At 65.4% G+C, this 17,549-nt stretch carries 18 protein-coding genes; 5 read left to right on the top strand and 13 right to left on the bottom strand.

The features are described 5' to 3' along the window. The first annotated feature begins 27 nt into the window (after nt 1-27). Complete coding sequence (locus XH87_RS29850) at nt 28-309, top strand: hypothetical protein (RefSeq protein WP_271589988.1); 282 nt, start codon at nt 28-30, stop codon at nt 307-309. Nucleotides 310-343: 34 nt separating this feature from the next. Here the strand turns inward: XH87_RS29850 and XH87_RS29845 are convergent, their stop codons facing one another. The 3 genes from XH87_RS29845 to XH87_RS29835 all read right to left on the bottom strand — a co-directional run bounded on the left by XH87_RS29845 (nt 344) and on the right by XH87_RS29835 (nt 4,020). Continuing rightward, on the bottom strand, nt 344-1,423 hold the full coding sequence (locus tag XH87_RS29845) for an isocitrate/isopropylmalate dehydrogenase family protein (RefSeq protein ID WP_271589987.1): 1,080 nt from the start codon (nt 1,421-1,423) through the stop codon (nt 344-346). A gap of 109 nt (nt 1,424-1,532) precedes the next feature. Beyond that, entirely contained in the window at nt 1,533-2,600 is a 1,068-nt protein-coding gene (locus tag XH87_RS29840; RefSeq protein WP_271589986.1) for an alcohol dehydrogenase, read from the bottom strand. Between the two features lie 223 nt (nt 2,601-2,823). Continuing rightward, complete coding sequence (locus XH87_RS29835) at nt 2,824-4,020, bottom strand: CaiB/BaiF CoA transferase family protein (RefSeq protein WP_271589985.1); 1,197 nt, start codon at nt 4,018-4,020, stop codon at nt 2,824-2,826. A gap of 182 nt (nt 4,021-4,202) precedes the next feature. Here XH87_RS29835 and glgA point away from each other — a divergent pair, with 182 nt between their 5' ends. Beyond that, nucleotides 4,203-5,618 carry a glycogen synthase GlgA gene (glgA, locus tag XH87_RS29830; RefSeq protein WP_271589984.1) on the top strand — a complete coding sequence of 472 codons (1,416 nt, stop codon included), beginning with the start codon at nt 4,203-4,205 and terminating at the stop codon, nt 5,616-5,618. Nucleotides 5,619-5,753: 135 nt separating this feature from the next. On the opposite strand, the gene XH87_RS29825 is transcribed toward glgA, so the two are convergent. The 3 genes from XH87_RS29825 to XH87_RS29815 form a co-directional block, all read right to left on the bottom strand. Beyond that, a complete protein-coding gene (locus tag XH87_RS29825) occupies nt 5,754-6,704 on the bottom strand; it encodes an oxygenase MpaB family protein (protein ID WP_271589983.1) in 951 nt (316 codons plus the stop codon). A gap of 91 nt (nt 6,705-6,795) precedes the next feature. Then, nucleotides 6,796-7,938, bottom strand: coding sequence for a patatin-like phospholipase family protein (locus XH87_RS29820; protein ID WP_271589982.1), 1,143 nt, complete (start codon nt 7,936-7,938; stop codon nt 6,796-6,798). Between the two features lie 70 nt (nt 7,939-8,008). After that, nucleotides 8,009-8,833, bottom strand: coding sequence for a 3-hydroxybutyrate dehydrogenase (locus tag XH87_RS29815; RefSeq protein WP_271589981.1), 825 nt, complete (start codon nt 8,831-8,833; stop codon nt 8,009-8,011). Nucleotides 8,834-9,010: 177 nt separating this feature from the next. On the opposite strand from XH87_RS29815, the gene XH87_RS29810 reads away from it, so the two are divergent. After that, nucleotides 9,011-9,898 carry a LysR family transcriptional regulator gene (locus XH87_RS29810; RefSeq protein ID WP_035715299.1) on the top strand — a complete coding sequence of 296 codons (888 nt, stop codon included), beginning with the start codon at nt 9,011-9,013 and terminating at the stop codon, nt 9,896-9,898. 56 nt (nt 9,899-9,954) lie between these two features. Here the strand turns inward: XH87_RS29810 and XH87_RS29805 are convergent, their stop codons facing one another. The 3 genes from XH87_RS29805 to XH87_RS29795 form a co-directional block, all read right to left on the bottom strand. Then, nucleotides 9,955-10,671, bottom strand: coding sequence for a peroxiredoxin-like family protein (locus tag XH87_RS29805; RefSeq protein ID WP_271589980.1), 717 nt, complete (start codon nt 10,669-10,671; stop codon nt 9,955-9,957). Nucleotides 10,672-10,755: 84 nt separating this feature from the next. After that, nucleotides 10,756-11,040 carry a hypothetical protein gene (locus XH87_RS29800; RefSeq protein WP_035715294.1) on the bottom strand — a complete coding sequence of 95 codons (285 nt, stop codon included), beginning with the start codon at nt 11,038-11,040 and terminating at the stop codon, nt 10,756-10,758. Continuing rightward, nucleotides 11,037-11,261, bottom strand: coding sequence for a hypothetical protein (locus tag XH87_RS29795; protein WP_271589979.1), 225 nt, complete (start codon nt 11,259-11,261; stop codon nt 11,037-11,039). Before XH87_RS29795 ends, XH87_RS29800 begins: the two co-directional genes overlap by 4 nt. A gap of 16 nt (nt 11,262-11,277) precedes the next feature. On the opposite strand from XH87_RS29795, the gene XH87_RS29790 reads away from it, so the two are divergent. Both XH87_RS29790 and XH87_RS29785 read left to right on the top strand, forming a co-directional pair. Next, a complete protein-coding gene (locus XH87_RS29790; RefSeq protein ID WP_271589978.1) occupies nt 11,278-11,757 on the top strand; it encodes a cupin domain-containing protein in 480 nt (159 codons plus the stop codon). Between the two features lie 101 nt (nt 11,758-11,858). After that, complete coding sequence (locus tag XH87_RS29785; protein WP_271589977.1) at nt 11,859-13,061, top strand: MFS transporter; 1,203 nt, start codon at nt 11,859-11,861, stop codon at nt 13,059-13,061. A gap of 124 nt (nt 13,062-13,185) precedes the next feature. On the opposite strand, the gene ccoS is transcribed toward XH87_RS29785, so the two are convergent. Genes ccoS through ccoG form a run of 4 tightly spaced genes read right to left on the bottom strand, consistent with a single transcriptional unit; the run spans nt 13,186 to nt 17,522 of the window. Continuing rightward, the gene (ccoS, locus tag XH87_RS29780; protein ID WP_008550618.1) at nt 13,186-13,353 is read right to left on the bottom strand and encodes a cbb3-type cytochrome oxidase assembly protein CcoS; all 168 of its coding nucleotides are present in this window, start codon (nt 13,351-13,353) and stop codon (nt 13,186-13,188) included. Then, nucleotides 13,353-15,542, bottom strand: coding sequence for a cation-translocating P-type ATPase (locus XH87_RS29775; RefSeq protein ID WP_271589976.1), 2,190 nt, complete (start codon nt 15,540-15,542; stop codon nt 13,353-13,355). Before XH87_RS29775 ends, ccoS begins: the two co-directional genes overlap by 1 nt. Nucleotides 15,543-15,553: 11 nt before the next feature. After that, a complete protein-coding gene (locus XH87_RS29770; RefSeq protein ID WP_271589975.1) occupies nt 15,554-16,039 on the bottom strand; it encodes a FixH family protein in 486 nt (161 codons plus the stop codon). Nucleotides 16,040-16,055: 16 nt separating this feature from the next. After that, on the bottom strand, nt 16,056-17,522 hold the full coding sequence (ccoG, locus tag XH87_RS29765) for a cytochrome c oxidase accessory protein CcoG (RefSeq protein ID WP_271589974.1): 1,467 nt from the start codon (nt 17,520-17,522) through the stop codon (nt 16,056-16,058). Between the last annotated feature and the right edge of the window lie 27 nt (nt 17,523-17,549).

Here is a 17,549-nt window from a genome sequence, read left to right as displayed (position 1 = left end):
CTCCCGCCACCAACGAGGGAGATTGCGATGACACTGAAATTTGCTGTTCTTGGTCTTGCTGCCGTCGGCGGTGTGGCCCTCGCGTCGGGACCGGCCCTCGCGGCAATGCCAAACGGCATCCCGCAGGCGGACAAGATTGCAAGCGGTCCGGCGGCCGACGTCGAGCAGGTGCGTTGGGTGTGTAACCCCTGGGGCCGCTGCTGGTGGCGCCCGAACTATTATCGCGCCTATGGCTATTACGGCGGCCCGCGCTTCTACGGCCCGCGTCCGTGGGGCTGGCGTCATCACCATCACTGGCGCCGCTGGTGAACGACAAAGGGGCCCTCGGGCCCCTTTCCTTCGATTACAGCGCTGCCAGCACCGCCTTCGTAAGATCCGCCGTGCCGTTGCTGCCGCCGAATTCCATCGGCTTGATGCCGCCGGCATAGACCCGGTCTACCGCGCGCTCGATGGTCTCGCCCGCCTCGGCCGCACTCTCCACGCCATGCTTGTCGGCGAGCCAGTCCAGCATCATCGCCGCCGACAGGATCATGCCGGTCGGATTGGCCTTGCCCTGCCCCATGATATCGGGTGCGGTGCCGTGGCAAGGCTGGAACACCGCATGCTTGTCACCGATGTCGGCCGACGGCGCCATGCCGAGGCCGCCGATCAGGCTCGCGGTGATGTCGGAGACGATGTCGCCGAACATGTTCTCCATTACCATCACGTCGAAATCCCAGGGGCGCTTCACCAGCATCGCCGAGCAGGCATCGACATAGAGCCGGTCGGTCTTCACCTCGGGATGCTTCTTGGCGATCTCGTCGAAGATGCCGCGGAAGAACGCAAATGCCTTGAATACGTTCGCCTTGTCGACGCAGGTGAGCATTCCCGGCTTGCCGCGCGCGCGGCGCCGCTCGGCCAGGCGAAACGAGAACTCGAACAGGCGCTCGGATGTCTTGCGGGTGATCACCATGGTCTCGCGCGCATCCTCGTGGGTGACGACGCCCTTGCCCATGGAGGCGAACAGGCCTTCGGTCGATTCCCGGATCACGACGAGATCGATGCCGCGTCGGTCGGCGCCGACGATCGGGCTCGGCACGCCCGGAATGAGCCGCGCCGGACGCACGCCGGCATAGAGATCGAAAATGAAGCGCAGCTCGATCTGCGGCGCGATCTCGGTATTGTCAGGATAGCGCACCGACGGCAGTCCGCACGCCCCGAGCAGGATCGCATCCGCCTCCTCGCACAGCCGAACCGTGGACTCCGGCATCGACTTGCCGGTCGCGAGATAATTGTTGGCGCCGGCCGGCGCCTCGGTGAAGCGAAAGCTCAAGCCGGATTTCTGCCCGACCTTGCGCAGGACCTCGAGGGCCGGCGCCATGACTTCGGGACCGATGCCGTCACCGGCGAGCACGGCAATGTGGAAGGCGTTGTTGGCGGACATGGACGTTCCTGTAAAGAAGGTGTCATTCCGGGGCGATGCAAAGCATCGAACCCGGAATCTCGAGATTCCGGGTTCGATCCTGCGGACCGCCCCGGAATGACAGATGAGGCTACGGCGTCAGCACGGTGCGGCCGACCACCGCGCCCTGCTGCAACTGCACCAGCGCGTCATTGGCCTTGGCGAGCGGTTGCCGCGTCACCGGGATCGGCGGCACCTTCTTCGCTCGCACGAGTTCGAGCAATTCCTGCGTCTCGCGCAGATTGCCGACATAGCTGCCCTGAATCGTGACGGCCTTGATCGGAATCAGCGGCAACGCCCAGGTCGCGCCGCCGCCGAACAGGCCGACGATGACGAGCTTGCCGCCCTTGGTCAGGCAGTCGAAGCCGAGCTGCGTCGTGGCGGCGTTGCCGACGAGGTCGATCACGGCGCGAATGGGGCCTCCCGCTTTCCTGGCAAGCTGCTCCAGCGCATCCGGCGCCTTGGGATCGACGGTCGCCAGTGCGCCGGCCTTCTCGGCCGCTTCGCGCTTCTTCGCATCGATATCGACCATGATGGCGCCCTTGCCGCCCATGGCCTTGAGCAGCGACAGCGCCATCAGCCCGAGGCCGCCGGCGCCGAACATCACGATCGGCGTGTCGAAATGCTGCTCGACCTTCTTCAATGCGCTGTAGGTGGTGACGCCCGAGCAGGCATAGGGCGCGGTCGTCGCTGGATCGAGCCCCCGGAGGTTGAGCAGGTAGCGCGGATGCGGCACCAGCATGTGATCGGCATAGCCGCCGTCGCAATAGACGCCGAGCGAGCGCGGCGTCAGGCACATGTTCTCGTCGCCGCCGAGGCAGGTCGCACATTTGCCGCAGCCGATCCAGGGATAGACCAGACCGACATCGCCGACCTTCAGATCGCCCTGGTCGGTCGGCTTCACATCGGGACCGAAGGCCAGGACTTCGCCGACGGTCTCGTGGCCCATCGTGAGCGGCAGGTTGATGCCGCGGTCCTTCAGTGACAGCGGCTTGCGGCCATGGCCGAGATCGTAGCCGCCTTCCCAGATGTGGAGATCGCTGTGGCAGACGCCGGCCGCCTTCACCTTGATCAGCACCTGCGTGCCCGATGGCTGCGGCGTCGCCTCGTCGACCTCCTGCAGCGGCGCCTTGAAATCGGCAACCTTGAAACTCTTCATTGGCGTCCTCCCGGCATGCTTCTCATTCTCTGCACAGCATGCCATGGCCGGCGAGACGAGACAAACCCGGGAGCGGTCTTAGTTCGGGCCAGCGGATGCTGGCAAGCGGCGAATCCCGATGTCTCGGATCGTTGAATGACTTGGGGCGAGATTGGCGACAAAGGCTCGCCACGGCAAGAGAATGGCACGAGAGTCCAAACGCCGCATGCGGCGGCGATGCTGCTCAATATGTCGCGGCCGTCTTGCCCGACGGAATTGGCGTATCGCCTGTGAGGCCGATCTCGTCGCGCAGCGCATCCGTGTGTTCGCCAAGCACGGCCATCGTCTGGCCCGGTGTCGTATCGGCGCCGGACATCCGGAACGGCAAATTGAGCACCCGGAAGGAGCCACCCTGGTCCCGCACCTCGGAGAGCGCTTGCCGATGCGCAAGCTGCGGATCGGCCAGCGCCTCGGACACCGTGCGATAGGCCGAGGCCGGCACGCCGGCAGCACCAAGCGCGACGAGGCATGCATCGGTCGTGAGCTCACGTGACCAGACTTCGACGCCGTCCATCAAGTCCGCCCAGTTCTCGCGGCGCGCGGCGTAGGTGGCGAAGCGTGGATCGGAGATCCATTCGGGGCGGCCGATCACGCTCATCAGTCCCTGAAACGTCTTCTCACTGGCGACCGTGATCATGACATAGCCGTTTTCCGTCTCCGTCGGGCCGAACATCGGGCGCGGCGGCGGCTTCACCGCGAATTGTGCGCTCTGCAGTTCGACCACCGTCAAGGTCAGCATCGATTCCAGCATGGAGACGTCGATGTGCTGGCCAAGCCCGGTCACGGTGCGCTGGTAGAGTGCGGACGCAATTGCGCCAAAACCGTAGGTGCCGGTGACGACGTCGGCGTGGTAGATGCCGCAATAATCGGGACGATTGCGGCCCGGCTGGTAGGCCAGATGCGCCATATCGTAGCCGGAGGCCGCATGGATCACGGGAGCGTAGGCCGGAAGTTCGGCCGAGGGGCCGGTCTGGCCGTAGCCGGAGATGGAGCAGTAGATCAGCCTCGGGTTGACCTGACACAGCCTGTCGTAGTCGAGCCGCAGCCGGCGCATCACGCCGGGGCGGAAATTCTCCACCAGGATGTCGGCCGTCGCGGCCAGCCGGCGCACCGCCTCCCTACCGTCCTCGGACTTGAGGTCGAGAACCACGCTCTTCTTGCCGACGTTGAGTTGGCCGAACACGGTGCTGCACCCCTTGCGCAGGGGAGGCCGGGTCCGCATCGTCTCTCCGCCGTCGGTCTCGATCTTGATGACTTCGGCACCCATGTCGGCGAGCATCCGCGTGCAATGGGGACCGGCGATGGTGGTCGAAAAATCCAGGACCCGCAAACCCGCCATGACCTTTGTCAACGTCCCCTCATCCTTATCTGCTAGCTGCATCGCCGGAGCCCTTTGGAACCTTCAATGTTCTCTCTTGTTGATGCGGCGACCCTAGAGGGCGGCGGCCGAGTAGGAAAGTGTTTACCGCGCGGACGCGTCGCGTGGGCGGGCTTTGAGAATTCCAGGACAACTGGACCCGTTCTTGCATAGCAGCAAACGGGATCGGAAGAGGGCGGCTGTTCTTGAGGGTCTTGTTCGTCACCACAGAGATGGACGACTTCGTCCGCGTTGGCGGACTGGGCGCGGTTTCCGCCGCCCTCCCCCGTGCGCTTCGCTCCTTCGCCGACATCCGGATCATGCTGCCCGGCTATCGCGACATCATCGAGCAGCTCACGCACATTGAGATCGTTGGCCGCTGTCCCGCATTCGCGGAGATGCCGGCCTGCTCGCTCGGCCGGGCCGCGACCAAGGACGGCTTGCCGGTCTATGTGCTGTTGTGCTCGCAACTCTACGATCGTCCAGGCAACCCCTATGGCGACGAGTCCGGGCGCGATTGGCCCGACAACGACATCCGCTTCGCGCGCTTTGCCTCGGCGGCGGCTGAGCTCGCGATGGGCAAGCTGGACAAGAATTGGGCAGCAGATCTGATCCATGCCAATGACTGGCAGGCCTCGCTCGTGCCGGCGTACCTTGCCTGGCGCGGCGCCAAGCTGCCGTCGATCCTGACCATTCATAACCTCGCCTATCAGGGCCTCTTCCCGAAGGACTCGCTGCGGCGGATCGGCGCACCGGAGAGCGCCTTCCACATCGACGGCGTCGAGTTCTACGACCAGGTCTCCTTCCTCAAGGCGGGCCTGGTCTACGCCTCGCACCTCACCACCGTCAGCGGTACCTATGCCCGGGAGATCACCACGGCCGAGTTCGGCTGCGGCCTGGAGGGCCTGCTTCGCCTGCGCTCGGACGCCGCCGAGCTCACCGGCATCCTCAACGGCATCGACGAGAGCTGGGACCCGCGCTCCTGCGCCCAGCTCGCCCAGCAGTTCGGCGCCGGCGACTGGGTCGGCAAGAGAGCCAATGCGGATTACGTGCGCAAGCAGTTCGGGCTCGCGGTCTCCCGCGGCCCGATGTTCGGCATCGTCGCGCGGCTCGTGCACCAGAAGGGGATCGACCTCGTGCTGTCGGCGGCAGACGAGATCGTCGATGCCGGCGGGCAGATCGTGGTCACCGGCTCCGGCGAGCCGGCGCTCGAGCAGGCCCTGGTCGACGCGCATCGCCGCCGCCCCGACGCCATTGGCGTCGCGATCGGCTTCAACGACGCCCAGGCGCGCCGCATCTTCGCCGGCAGCGACTTCACGCTGATGCCGTCGCGCTTCGAGCCATGCGGCCTCAGCCAGATGTATGCCCAGCGCTTCGGCTCGCTGCCGATCGGGCACCAGACCGGCGGCCTCGCCGAGACCATCACCGACGGCGAGACCGGATTCCTGTTCTCGAAGCCCTCGCGCGAGTCCTTCCTCGGCGGCGTCCGCCGGGCCTTCTCGGCCTTCATGACGCAAGACCAGCTCGATACGATGCGCCGCAGCGCCATGGGACGTTCGTTCTCCTGGAGCATCTCGGCCGGCAGCTACAGCGCACTGTACCGGAAGCTGGCGTCGGTGTGAGGCCGAGGCACTTCCGCATACTCCGTCATTGCGAGCGCAGCGAAGCAATCCAGAATCTGTCCGCGGCGGCAATCTGGACTGCTTCGTCGCAAGGGCTCCTCGCAATGACAGTCTTTGTGGCGGCCACCGAGCACCTCACCCCTTCCCGCGTACGTCCATCTGCGGCCGTCCGATCCAGGCGCGATTGAGACAGCGGGTCATCCAGTCGGGCTGCGTCTCGCCCCGCAGCCGCGCCTGCGCCTCCTGGTAGGGGCCGACATAGCGCAGCCTGTCGGGCAATCTCGGATAGATGCGCCTGATCCATCTCAGTGCGTTGTCGGCGGCCTTGATATCCCGCTCGTCAAGCTCAAACCCGAATCCGTCGCGCAGGCGCTCGGGCAGCATCCTCGCCGAGAGCGCGCGATACCATCGCGGTGGCCGCAACCACGGACGCGCGCCCGTGAAGATCTGCGTTGCGATCTCGCGTGCCGCCGCGCTGACGGTCAACGCCTCCGACTGCGCCATTGCCGCGGTGTAGGCAACGAAGCCGGACCAGTCCGCCGGCAAATCATCCCCCGTCAATCCGAACAGGGCGCCGTACAGCCTGGCCTCGCTCCAATAGCGATCGCGCTCCTCCGCCGAGAGTGGTGGCAGCACCAGATCATGTGCCATGAGCGCGGTCTCGACCAGCGTCGCATGGACCCAGCGCAGCGCGGGGATGTCGTTGGCGCAGTAGCGCGAGCCGGCCGCGAACGGACCCACGGTCTCGGGTATCTCGCCGACGATCATGCTGTGACGCCGATGCAGCTGCCGGGACGACAGCAGCGCCCGGTCCAGCGAGCCGAACACCATCGTGAAGACGATGTCGAAGGTGCGATGGAAGCGGCCGATCGGATCGGCAAGGGTGCGCGAATGCTCGGCGATCGCCGCCGCCACCCATGGATGGGCCAGCTGCAGCAGCAGCGCACGGCCGGCACCGAGAAAGATCACGGCCTCCCGGTCGATCTGCCAGGTCAGCGAGGTCGGACCGAACACGCCCGCGACCTGTCCCGCCGCGTTCGTACGCAGCGTATCGAGCGACTCCTCCAGATCTCTCTCAGCAACCAATTGCAGGCCTCGCGACGAAGACACGGCGACCATACTCCGGACCGTGCGCCTGCGAAATCGTCGTCGTGCAAAGCAATGACGAACAAGGCCCCTACTCCGCTGCCATCGGCATCTCGTCCATATGCTCGTGCAGCACCACGCCGGCGAGCGGATCGAATTCGCCGATCCACGGCTTGCGCGCCAGCACCGCCTTCGTGTGGGCATAGCCGGCATGCCACCGCCGCGTGATCCCGGACGGACTGAAATCGATGTCCTTGGTATGCGTCTCGCGCTCGAGCTGCGGCGCCAGCAGCCGCACCACATGCATGCGTGTCGGACAACCGTAGCTCATCAGCTCACGCACGGCGGGGTCGTTGCGCTCACTCTCGGGTAGTCGCGCCGCAAGCTGGTTGATCACATGGCGCAGGCGATGGGCCTGCTGCTGTCGCACGATCTGGCTCGCGATGCGGCTGGAATATTGCACGTCCTTGTGCCGGTTCAGCACCTCCGCCATCGTGGTGGGCTCGGCACCGACGGGATTCCACAGATGCACGGAGAAGATCAGCGAATCCTTGCGGGGATTGTCGTCGAACACCGCTTCCGTCGGCGTGTTCGACAGGATGCCGCCGTCCCAATAGAGCTCACCGTCGATGCGCACGGCCGGGAAAGCTGGCGGCAGCGCGCCCGAAGCCATCACATGCTTCACCGTCAACTCGCCGTCGCGGCTGTCGAAATAGTGCATTTCGCTGGTGCCGACATGAGCCGCACCGACCGTCAGGCGCGGCGCGCAGCGATTGGCCAGGTCGAAATCGACGAGCTCGCTCAGCGTCTTCTGCAGCGGAGCGGTCGAATAATAGCCCGCGTGATCGGGACCCAGCGGATAGGAATCTCCGGCATGCGCCAGCGGATTGGGACGGAAGAAACCTGGAATGCCGTGGGTGACGGTCGACCAATAGGCCAACTTTTCGTTGAAGCCGGGAAATCCGGTGCGCCAGTCCCAGACCGGCTTCTGCTCCATCCGCTTCCAGAACTCCCTCAAGCGCGCGAGCCGTTGCTCCGGCGCGTTGCCCGCGATCAGGCTCGCATTGATGGCGCCGATCGAGGTGCCGATCACCCAGTCCGGCTCTATGCCGGCATCGTGCAGCGCCTGGTAGACGCCCGCCTGGTACGAGCCGAGCGCGCCGCCGCCCTGGAGCACGAGCACGACCTGCCCCGGCAGGTCCTTGCGCTGTATGTTGGTCTGCGTGCCATTCATGGGTCGCTCCTGATCAGCCTGCACTGCCCGGGTATTCGCTGCCGACTGCGGCTTGTTACGCCGGCTCATGTTAGTGCGCGGTCCAGCCGCCGTCGACAGGCAGCGCGACGCCCGTGATGGACGCGGCCGCGTCCGTCGACAGGAACACCGAGAGCGCACCGAGTTCCTCGACGGTGGCGAAGCGCTTGTTCGGCTGCTGCGCCAGCAGCACGTCGCGGATCACCTGATCGCGGGAAATGCCGTGCGCCTTGGCCTGCCCGTCGATCTGCGCCTCGACCAGCGGCGTATAGACGTAGCCGGGACAGACCGCGTTGCAGGTGATGCCCTCCTCGGCGGTCTCCAGCGCCGTGACTTTCGTCAGACCGACGATGCCGTGCTTGGCGGCGACATAGGCCGCCTTGAACGGCGACCCGACCAGGCCGTGCGCAGAGGCGACATTGATGATCCGGCCAAAGCCGTTCCGCCGCATCGCCGGCAGTGCGAGCCGCGTCGTATGGAACGCCGAGGTCAGGTTGATCGCGAGGATCTGATCCCATTTCTCGACCGGAAACTGGTCGAGCGGCGCGACGTGCTGGACGCCGGCATTGTTGACGAGAATATCGAGCCGGCCCGATTGTGCGATGGTCGCCGCGATCATCTCGGCGATCGATTTGGGCTTCGTCATATCGGCCGGCGAGTAGCCCGCCTTGATGCCGAACTCGGCGGCGATCTGCTCGCGCGTCCGGCCGATCTCGCTGGCGACGCCCAGCCCGTTCAGCACGATGTCGGCGCCGGCCGCGGCGAGCGCGCGTGCGATACCGAGCCCGATGCCGCTCGTCGAGCCCGTGACCAGCGCCACCTTGCCCGCCAGCGCGCGGGCAGGTTGAGATGTCTGCGGCTTCAGCGGTATGTTCATGACGCGGTCTCCATTGGCAATGGCTGAGCTTCCAGCCTGCACAGAAGCTGGAGCATCGCCCGCTCAAGCGGAAATACCGGCTGGCTTCCGAATCCATAGGCGCGCGCTATTGCGGGCGTGATGTCATTCGCCGGCCGATCCGATAAGATCGAGTTCATTCTCGCTCGGAGCCGATCCATGGAAATGCACCAGGTCCGCTATTTCCTCGCGGTGGCGCAGCTCTTGAACTTTACGCGCGCCGCGGAGGAATGCAACGTGACGCAGCCCTCGCTGACGCGCGCGATCAAGCAGCTCGAGGCCGAGCTCGGCGGCGATCTGTTCCGCCGCGAACGCCCGGCGGCGCAATTGACCGAGCTCGGTCAGCGCATGCATCCGCTTCTGAAGCAGTGCTATGACGCCGCCGCCGGCGCGCGCTCGCTCGCGTCTTCGTTCAAGAGCGGAGAGATCGGTGCGCTCCGCATTGCGCTGACGCATTCGATCGACCTCGCCTTGCTCATTCCGCATCTCAACGAGATCAAGCGGCAGTTCAACCGGCTCGAATTCCGCTTCCTGCGCGGTTCGAACCGGGAGGTCGGCGACTTTCTGAAGAAGGGTGAGGCCGAGCTTGGCATCGCTGCGGAGATCGACGAGGCATGGGACCGCCTCGACGTCTGGCCGCTGTTCACCGAAAACTTCGAGCTCGTCGTCGGCGACGGACACCGGCTGGCCGGCCGCGCCAGCATCGATCTGGACGATTTGCGATCGGAGCAGCTGCTGAGCCGGACCTTCTGCGAGCACGCGCGCCGCATCTCCGCGAGCCTGCGCGAACACGGCATCGACATCGAACATGGCCACGAAGTCTCGAACGAGCGCGATTTGATCGAGTTGGTCGAGGCCGACATGGGCGTCGCCATGGTGCCGCACACCTCACCCGTGCCGGAGCGGCTGACCCGCGCCGCAGTCACGGGGCTGGACGCCCGCCGTACCGTCAACCTCTATGGAGTCGCCGGTCGGCAACGCACGGCCGTGGGCAATGCCGTGATGCGCATGCTGCGCGGCGCCGACTGGCGGGAGATTGCGGGGTAGCGCGGACGCTGCTGTCCCTTCTCCTCTTGTAGGCGAGAAGGAGGAAAGTGCGTGCCTCAGCCCTCCCGGCTCGCGCTCTCCAGCGCTTCGATCAGATCGTCGATCTCCATGCGTTTGCGGAAATCCGGATCGACGAAGCGGGCTTTCACGACGCCGTCGCGGCCGACGACGAACACGGCCGGGATCGGCAGTATCCAGCCGTCATTGCCGTGGAATTTCGCCATGTCCTGATAGGACAACAATTGCTGGATCTCGGTGCCGAGCCAGATCGCGAGATTGAGCGACAGCGCGTAGCCGTTGTCGAGATCTGTCAGGATCGGAAACGGCGCGCCGGATTCGGCCTTGAGTTGCCCAGTGTATTCCTGCGTCTCCGGCATGATCGCGACGATTTGCGCACCCATGGCCTTGATACGATCGAGCGCCTGGACCACCGCGCGGACATTGAGCCGGCAATACGGACACCAATGGCCGCGGAAGAACATCACGGCGAGCGGACCACGAGCCAGCAACGAGGGCAGGGTCACGAGGCGCCCGCCCTCGTCGGGCAGCATGAACGGCGGCATTGCATCGCCCGGGCGCGGAGCGGTCTCGCCACCGCCGTTTCCGCCCAATCGCGCCACCAGGCGATCAACCGCCTCGCCGTAGGCCGGAAAAACCACGCGGCTGGCATCGGCGTAGGCGCGGAGCTGTTCGTTCAGCGTGCCGTCCATGTCGCGGCAGCGCTGGAAGGCAAGCCTGAGCCGCTCGGCGTCGGCTGGCGAGAGAGATGTCATCTTTCTGCTCCGGCACTTCCGTGGGCGAATACTAGTTTCCCGGTTCGGCCGCCCGCAAGGGGCGGCCGCAATGCCAGGATCGGCTCAGTTCACGTAGAAGTTGCCGGTCGGGTCAAGTCGCCCCGACGTGGAGTACAGCGTGCCCCTGTCCATGAAGAAGACGGTATTGTCGGGCACCTTCTTCGCGTTCTTCATCATGGCCTCGTGGTTCTTCTCGGCCGGGGCCATGGCCATCGCCGACATCTTGCCGGGTCCGCCATAGACATAGGCCATGCCGGCCTTGAAATCCCAGGCCGCTTCCGAGAAGGCCGATGTGGCGATCACCGCGAAGGCCGCGGCAAAAATCAGGGTCTTGGACACTTTCGTCATGGGGACTCCTCCGGATTGACGTGAACGCCCGCCAATCGGGCGCGCTGCAATCGGACGCCGGATATGCCTGAAGCGGAAATGCCGATGCCCAATTGGTTCGATAGCCGCCGCGCATCAACATAGCGCCGGGCTATCGCATCGAAAGCAAGCCGGCATTTCAGGATGGAGACGATCTCGACGAGACTCCTGCCATAGCCGGCGACCAGCGAGGTTGCGGCCAACAGAGGAGACCTCCCCATGTCTAGGCATCACACAATGTCGCGCGTGGTTTGGACAGGCGTTGCCGTTCTCGGGGCGCTGACATTTGCGACGCCGGTTTTCGCGGGCGAATGCCCGGCCGGCAAGATCAAGCCGAACGCACAGCAGATGGTCGACCACAAGCCCGTAGGCGTTACCGATGTCACGCTCGGCGCGATCGACCTCGGCAAGCAGCCGGCGCACATCGAGGGCCGCGAGCTGCGCTTCCGCAAGCTGACCATCGAGCCCGGCGGGATCGTGCCCTGGCACAGCCATGACGATCGTCCCGCCCTGATCTTCGTCCAACAGGGCGAGATCGTCGAATACGCCTCCAACTGCGTCGATCCGATCGTGCACAAGGCCGGCGACATCCGCCCCGAGGTGTTCGGCACCTCGCACTGGTGGAAGAATCTCGGCAAGGAGACGGTCGTTCTCTATGTCGGCGACGTCCGTAAAGATCCCAACGACCATCATATGTAACGAGCGCCGCCCAGCCCCAGCGCACTCGTTACCGGGTGTGGCGCCCGGATCCCCATGCCGTCCGCGTGCCGGGCGCCACATTCCTCACAGGACAATCAGGCATGACCGATCTTTCCGCGCCGATCAAACCGGCCGCAATGACGATGGAGGCTCATTCCCCGGGTCTCGCGCTTCGCTCGCTCGTGATCGGCCTCACCGCATTCCTGACCGTCGTCGACCTCTTCGCGACACAGGCGATCCTGCCTTCGTTGACTCGTCACTACGGCGTCACGCCGGCGGCGATGGGTTTCGCCGTCAATGCCAGCACGTTCGGCATGGCCACGGCCAGCCTCGTCGTCGGCTTCTTCAGCCCGCACATCAACCGGCGCGCCGGCATCCTGCTCAGCCTGGCACTTCTTGCAATCCCCACCAGCCTGCTGGCGTTTGCACCCAATCTTGCGGTCTTCACCGCCCTGCGGGTCGCGCAGGGCCTGTGCATGGCGTCGGCCTTTGCGCTCACCCTTGCCTATCTCGGCGAGCAATGCAGCGCGATGGACGCCGGCGGCGCCTTTGCCGCCTACATCACCGGCAATGTCGCGAGCAACCTCATCGGCCGGCTGATCTCGGCGGCTGTTGCCGATGGCCTCGGACTCGCCTGGAATTTCTATCTGTTCGCGGCGCTCAATCTGGCCGGCGCGGTGCTGGTCTATTTCACGATTCGACGCGTGCAGCCGATGCATGCGATGGTGCCGGCGGATTCGCCGCTAGCCGCCACCATCGCGCATTGGCGCAATCCGCATCTGCGCGCCGCTTTCGGCATCGGCTTCTGCATCCTGTTCGCCTTCATCGGCACCTTCACATTCGTGAATTTCGTGCTGGTCCGGCCGCCTCTGTCCCTGGGCATGATGGATTTGGGTCTCGCCTATTTCGTCTTCCTGCCCTCGGTCTTCACGACCCTGCTGGCCGGCAAGGTGGCTACCCGGCTCGGCACGCGGCCCACGATCTGGGGTTCGCTTGCCGTCGCCGGACTTGGCCTGCCGCTGATGCTGACGCCACATCTGGGCGAGGTCCTAACCGGCATGGTGCTGGTCGGCATCGGCACCTTCTTTGCGCAGGCCGCCGCGACGGGCTTCGTCGGACAGGCGGCAACCGGCAACCGCGGCGTTGCCAGCGGCACCTATCTTGCGTGCTATTTCTGTGGAGGGCTCGTCGGCACGGCAGTGCTCGGCCGGCTGTTCGATGCTTTCGGCTGGCAGGCCTGCGTCGCTGGTGTGGGCGTGGCGCTCGGGGCCGCAGCCTTGCTCACCTTCGCCCTGAGGCGCTAAAGCATGATCCGGAAAAGTGCGCAGCGGTTTTCCCTCGCGACAAACGCGGAACGCGTTTGCGCGGAGATCATGCTCAAACAAAGATCTAAAGCGCGATGACGATTCATCCTAATCGCATCGCGCTTTAGCGTTTGGCCGGCGCTTCCTGCGGCGGCTCGTCGTCGGCAATCGCGCGCCAGGCGGCACCGTCGAGATCGTCGTACTGGCCGCTCCTGAGCGACCAGAGGAAAGCGACGAGACCGGCCCCCCCGAGCATCAGGGCCAGCGGGACCAGGATGACCAGGATCTCCATCACACAATCTCCCGCGAGGCGCTGCGGGCACGCAGCGAGTTCAGCATGACCAGGATCGAGGATCCGCTCATGGCCGCAGCCGCGATCAGGGGGGTCACGACGCCGCTGATCGCGATGGGAACGGCAAGCAAGTTATAGCCGATCGCAAGCCAGAGATTCTGCCGCATCAGTTGCAGCGCCTTGCGCGAAGCATCGATCGCGGCAACGACCGGAGCCAGCGGCCGGCCGAGGAAGACGAGATCGGCTGTCGCCTGGCTGAGATGCGCGGCCGAGATCGGCGACATCGAGACATGGGCGGCCGCCAATGACGGCGCATCGTTCATGCCGTCGCCGACCATCAGCACCTTGGCACCACGCCGCTTCAACTCCTCGATCCTGGCGATCTTGTCGGCCGGCGTGACGCCGGCGCGCCATTCGGGAATGCCGAGCGCATCGGCCGCGGCCTTCACCACCGGCTCGCGGTCGCCGGAAAGGATCTCGATGCCGATGTTGCGCGCCTTCAGCGCCGCGATCACGGCCTGCGCATCCGGACGCAGGCCCTGGCGGATCGAGAGCACGAATCTGTCGCTGCCCTTGCTGAAGGCGACGACGGAGGCTTCGGGATCGAGCGTGGAGTCTCCGGCCAGCGTCTCGGCACCGCAGTAAGACGGACGGCCGAGGCGAAGCTCGACGCCGTCCACGGTCGCGCGCACGCCCTGCCCGGCCTCCTCGACCGCGCCGACGATCGGAGACTTCGCACCGGCAGCCTGAGCGACGGCGGCGGCGACCGGATGATGGCTCGACAGCGCGAGCCGGCCGGCGAGCTCGAAGATCTGGGCGGGAATCTCGGCCGAATTCATGACTTCGAGATCGGGCAGCGTCAGCGTACCGGTCTTGTCGAAGATGACATGGTCGGCTTCGGCCAGCCGCTCGATCGCGTCGCCGGAATTCAGCAGCACCCCGGACTTGAACATCGCGCCGGAGGCGATCGTCTGCACGGTCGGAATGGCAAGGCCCAGCGCACAGGGACAGGTAATGATCAGGACGGCAACGCCGGTGACGATCGCATCGTGCCAGCTCGCGCCGGCGATGACCCATCCGAGAATGGTCAGAAGCGCAGTCGCATGCACCACCGGCGCGTAGAGCCGGGAGGCGCGGTCGGCGAGCCGCATGTAGCGCGAGCGCGCCTGGAGCGCGTTGTCCAATAGCCGCGTGATCTCGGCGAGCAGCGTCGCTTCAGACGCGGCTGAGACCCGCACCCGCAGCGTGCCGGAGATGTTCATCGATCCCGCATAGACGGGCGTGCCCTGCTCCGCCGTGACGTAGAGCGTCTCGCCGGTGATCAGGCTCTGGTCGATCTCGGAACGCCCTTCGATCACGGTGCCGTCGACCGCGCAGCGCTCGCCGGGCCGCAACAGCACGATGTCGCCGGGGTGGATGGCTGCCACGGGCACCTGCGAGATTTCGCCGGGGCCGACGAACTTCGCAGCCGTCTCCGCTTTCAGCGCCGCCAGATTGCCGGCCACCGCGCGGGTCCGCCGCCGCATGTTCTGGTCGAGGAAGCGGCCGACCAGCAGGAAGGTCAGCAGCATGATCGCGGCGTCGAAATAGGCGTGCTCGGCGTGATTGATGGTCTCGACCACGGACATGCCGAGCGCCAGGATCACGCCGATCGAGATCGGCACGTCCATGTTGGTGGTCTTCGCCGACAGCGCGCGCCAGGCCGAGCGGAAGAACGGCTGGCCGGCATAGGCCGCCGCCGGCAATGCGATCAGCGCCGACAGCCAGTGGAAGAAATCGCGCTGCTCGGGGAGCATGTCCGAGACGTTGCCCGACCACACCGGAATCGACAGCATCATCACGTTCATGGTGGCGAATGCCGCGACGCCGAGGCACCGCAGCAGGAAACGCGATTCGGCGACCTCGGCCTCCTCCGCGCTTTCGGTCTCGAACGGATAGGCCTTGTAGCCGAGCTCCTCGAGGCGATCGATGAATCGGCCAGGGTCGAGCGTGCCCGCCTTCCATTCCAGCGCGACGCGGCGGTCGGTGAGATTCACGCGTGCCAGCGTGACGTCGGGGATGGCAGACAGGCCGCGCTCGATCTTGGCCATGCATCCGGCGCAGTGAACGCCTTCCACCGCGAGATCGATGTGCTGGAGGCCCTCGCCCGCGCTTCGGACATAGTGCGAGAAATCCCGCGTGACGTGCATGACGAAGTCCTTCAGTTCAGGATCACGCGGTTGCGAGACAGGAACACGCGTTCCCCCCGCGCCTCGCCCTCGATCACCAGATCCCATTGGCCCGGCGCGACGGACTCGGCGCTGCCGCGATAGAGACCGATGCCGGATTCGGTGAGCTCGACGACGAGATCGGCGCGCTTGTCGGTCGGCCGCTCCAGCCGGCCGCCGAACTTGAGCCCGGAGATCGGCTGGCCGCCGGCATCGCGGACTTCGACCTGGACCGAGGCACCGCCGTCGTTGCGGCGCTCGATATGGGCGTTGACCTTCCATTTGCGCGCGGCCTGGTCCTGCGCCGCCGAAATCTCGCGGTCATAGACGAGGCCCGCGGCGTAGGGGCTGTCGACGTCGGTGCCCGGCAGGGTCGCGATCGCGAGCTTCATCATGGTCACGTTGACGCCGATCACGACGCCGAAGAAGGCGACCAGCATCAGCAAGACCTTGGTTCCGGTCAACGGCTTGGAAGCCATGGCAGTCTCCTGATCCTTAAGGCGAGACGAAATTGTCGGTGGCGGACGCGGCGACGCCGAGGCCGATGTCCGTGACGTGGAAGTGGACCGGAATCGACTTCTCCGGGTTGTTATCGGCCGGCGCGGTGACGAGAAGGCGGAGCTCGCTCGTCGAGTCGCGCGGGATCACGATCATCGGCCGATCCGGGGTCACCGAATCGACGCCGACGACGTGAACGGTCGAATTGACCGGCCCGTCGGCGTCGATCGCGATGACGCGGTCATAGCCGCTCTTGTTGAGCAGCCGAACCGTGTAGGCGTTGCGGATCGAGCCGTCGCTGAGCTTGACCGCGACCGGATTGCGGTCGTGCAGCACGTTGACGTCGAGCAGGCTGCGGGTCGCGAGCGTGTAGATCATGATGCCGCCGACCACCGCGATGATCGCGCTGTAGACGACGGTGCGGGCGCGGACGATGCGGTAGATCGGCGCCTTGCCCTGCTGGCGGCGGTGGATGTTGATGTCGTTGTCGTAGCCGATCAGGCGCTTCGGCCGGCCGATCTTCGCCATCACGTTGTCGCAGGCGTCGATGCAGAGCCCGCACTGGATGCATTCGAGCTGCGGTCCGTTGCGGATGTCGATGCCGGTCGGGCAGACCGCGACGCATTGGTAGCAGTCGACGCAATCGCCGACCTGCTCGCCGAGCGCGCGCAGCTCGGCCGCCTTCTTCACCGAGGTGCGCTTCTCGCCGCGGTCGTAGCGATAGGTGACGTTGAGCGCCCATTCGTCCGTCAGTGCCGCCTGGATTCGCGGCCACGGGCACATATAGGTGCAGACTTGCTCGCGCATGAAGCCGGCCAGCACATAGGTCGTCGCGGTGAGGATGCCGATCCAGATATAGGCGATCATCGGCGCCTGGAAGGTGACGAGCTCCCTCACCAGGGTCGGCGCGTCGCTGAAATAGAGCACCCAGGCGCCGCCGGTCCACCACGCGATCATGATCCAGATCGAATGCTTGAGCACGATCTCGGATATCCGCTCGAGCTTCAACGGATCGGACGATCTGTCCTTCTTCATCCGCTCGCGCCGATCACCCTCGACCAGACGCTCGACGGCATAGAACAGATCGGTCCACACCGTCTGCGGACAGAGATAGCCGCACCAGATGCGGCCGCCGACCGAGTTCATCAGGAACAGCGCCACCGCGGCCACGATCAACAGGCCGGTGAAGTAGTAGACCTCCTGCGGCCACAACTCGATGAAGAAGAAATAGAAGCGGCTGTTGGGAAGATCGATCAGCACCGCCTGGCTGGGGGCGCCGAGGCCGCGGTTCCAGCGTATGAACGGCAGGAAATAATAGACGCCGAGGCAGATCGCCATCAGGCTCCATTTGATCCGCCGAAACGTGCCCGAGACGCTCTGCGGATAGACCTTCTTGCGGGCCGCATAGAGTGGCCCGCTGTCGTCCGCGGGCTTGAGTTCGTTCGGATTGACGGCCTTGTTCATCGCTGAATCTTTCAAGAGGTGCGATTA

Source organism: Bradyrhizobium sp. CCBAU 53415 (assembly GCF_028128735.1).
In the GTDB taxonomy this organism is placed as follows: Bacteria; Pseudomonadota; Alphaproteobacteria; order Rhizobiales; family Xanthobacteraceae; genus Bradyrhizobium.
The sequence above is the reverse complement of the archived record's forward strand: the minus strand, read 5'-3'. Positions and strand labels throughout refer to the sequence as shown.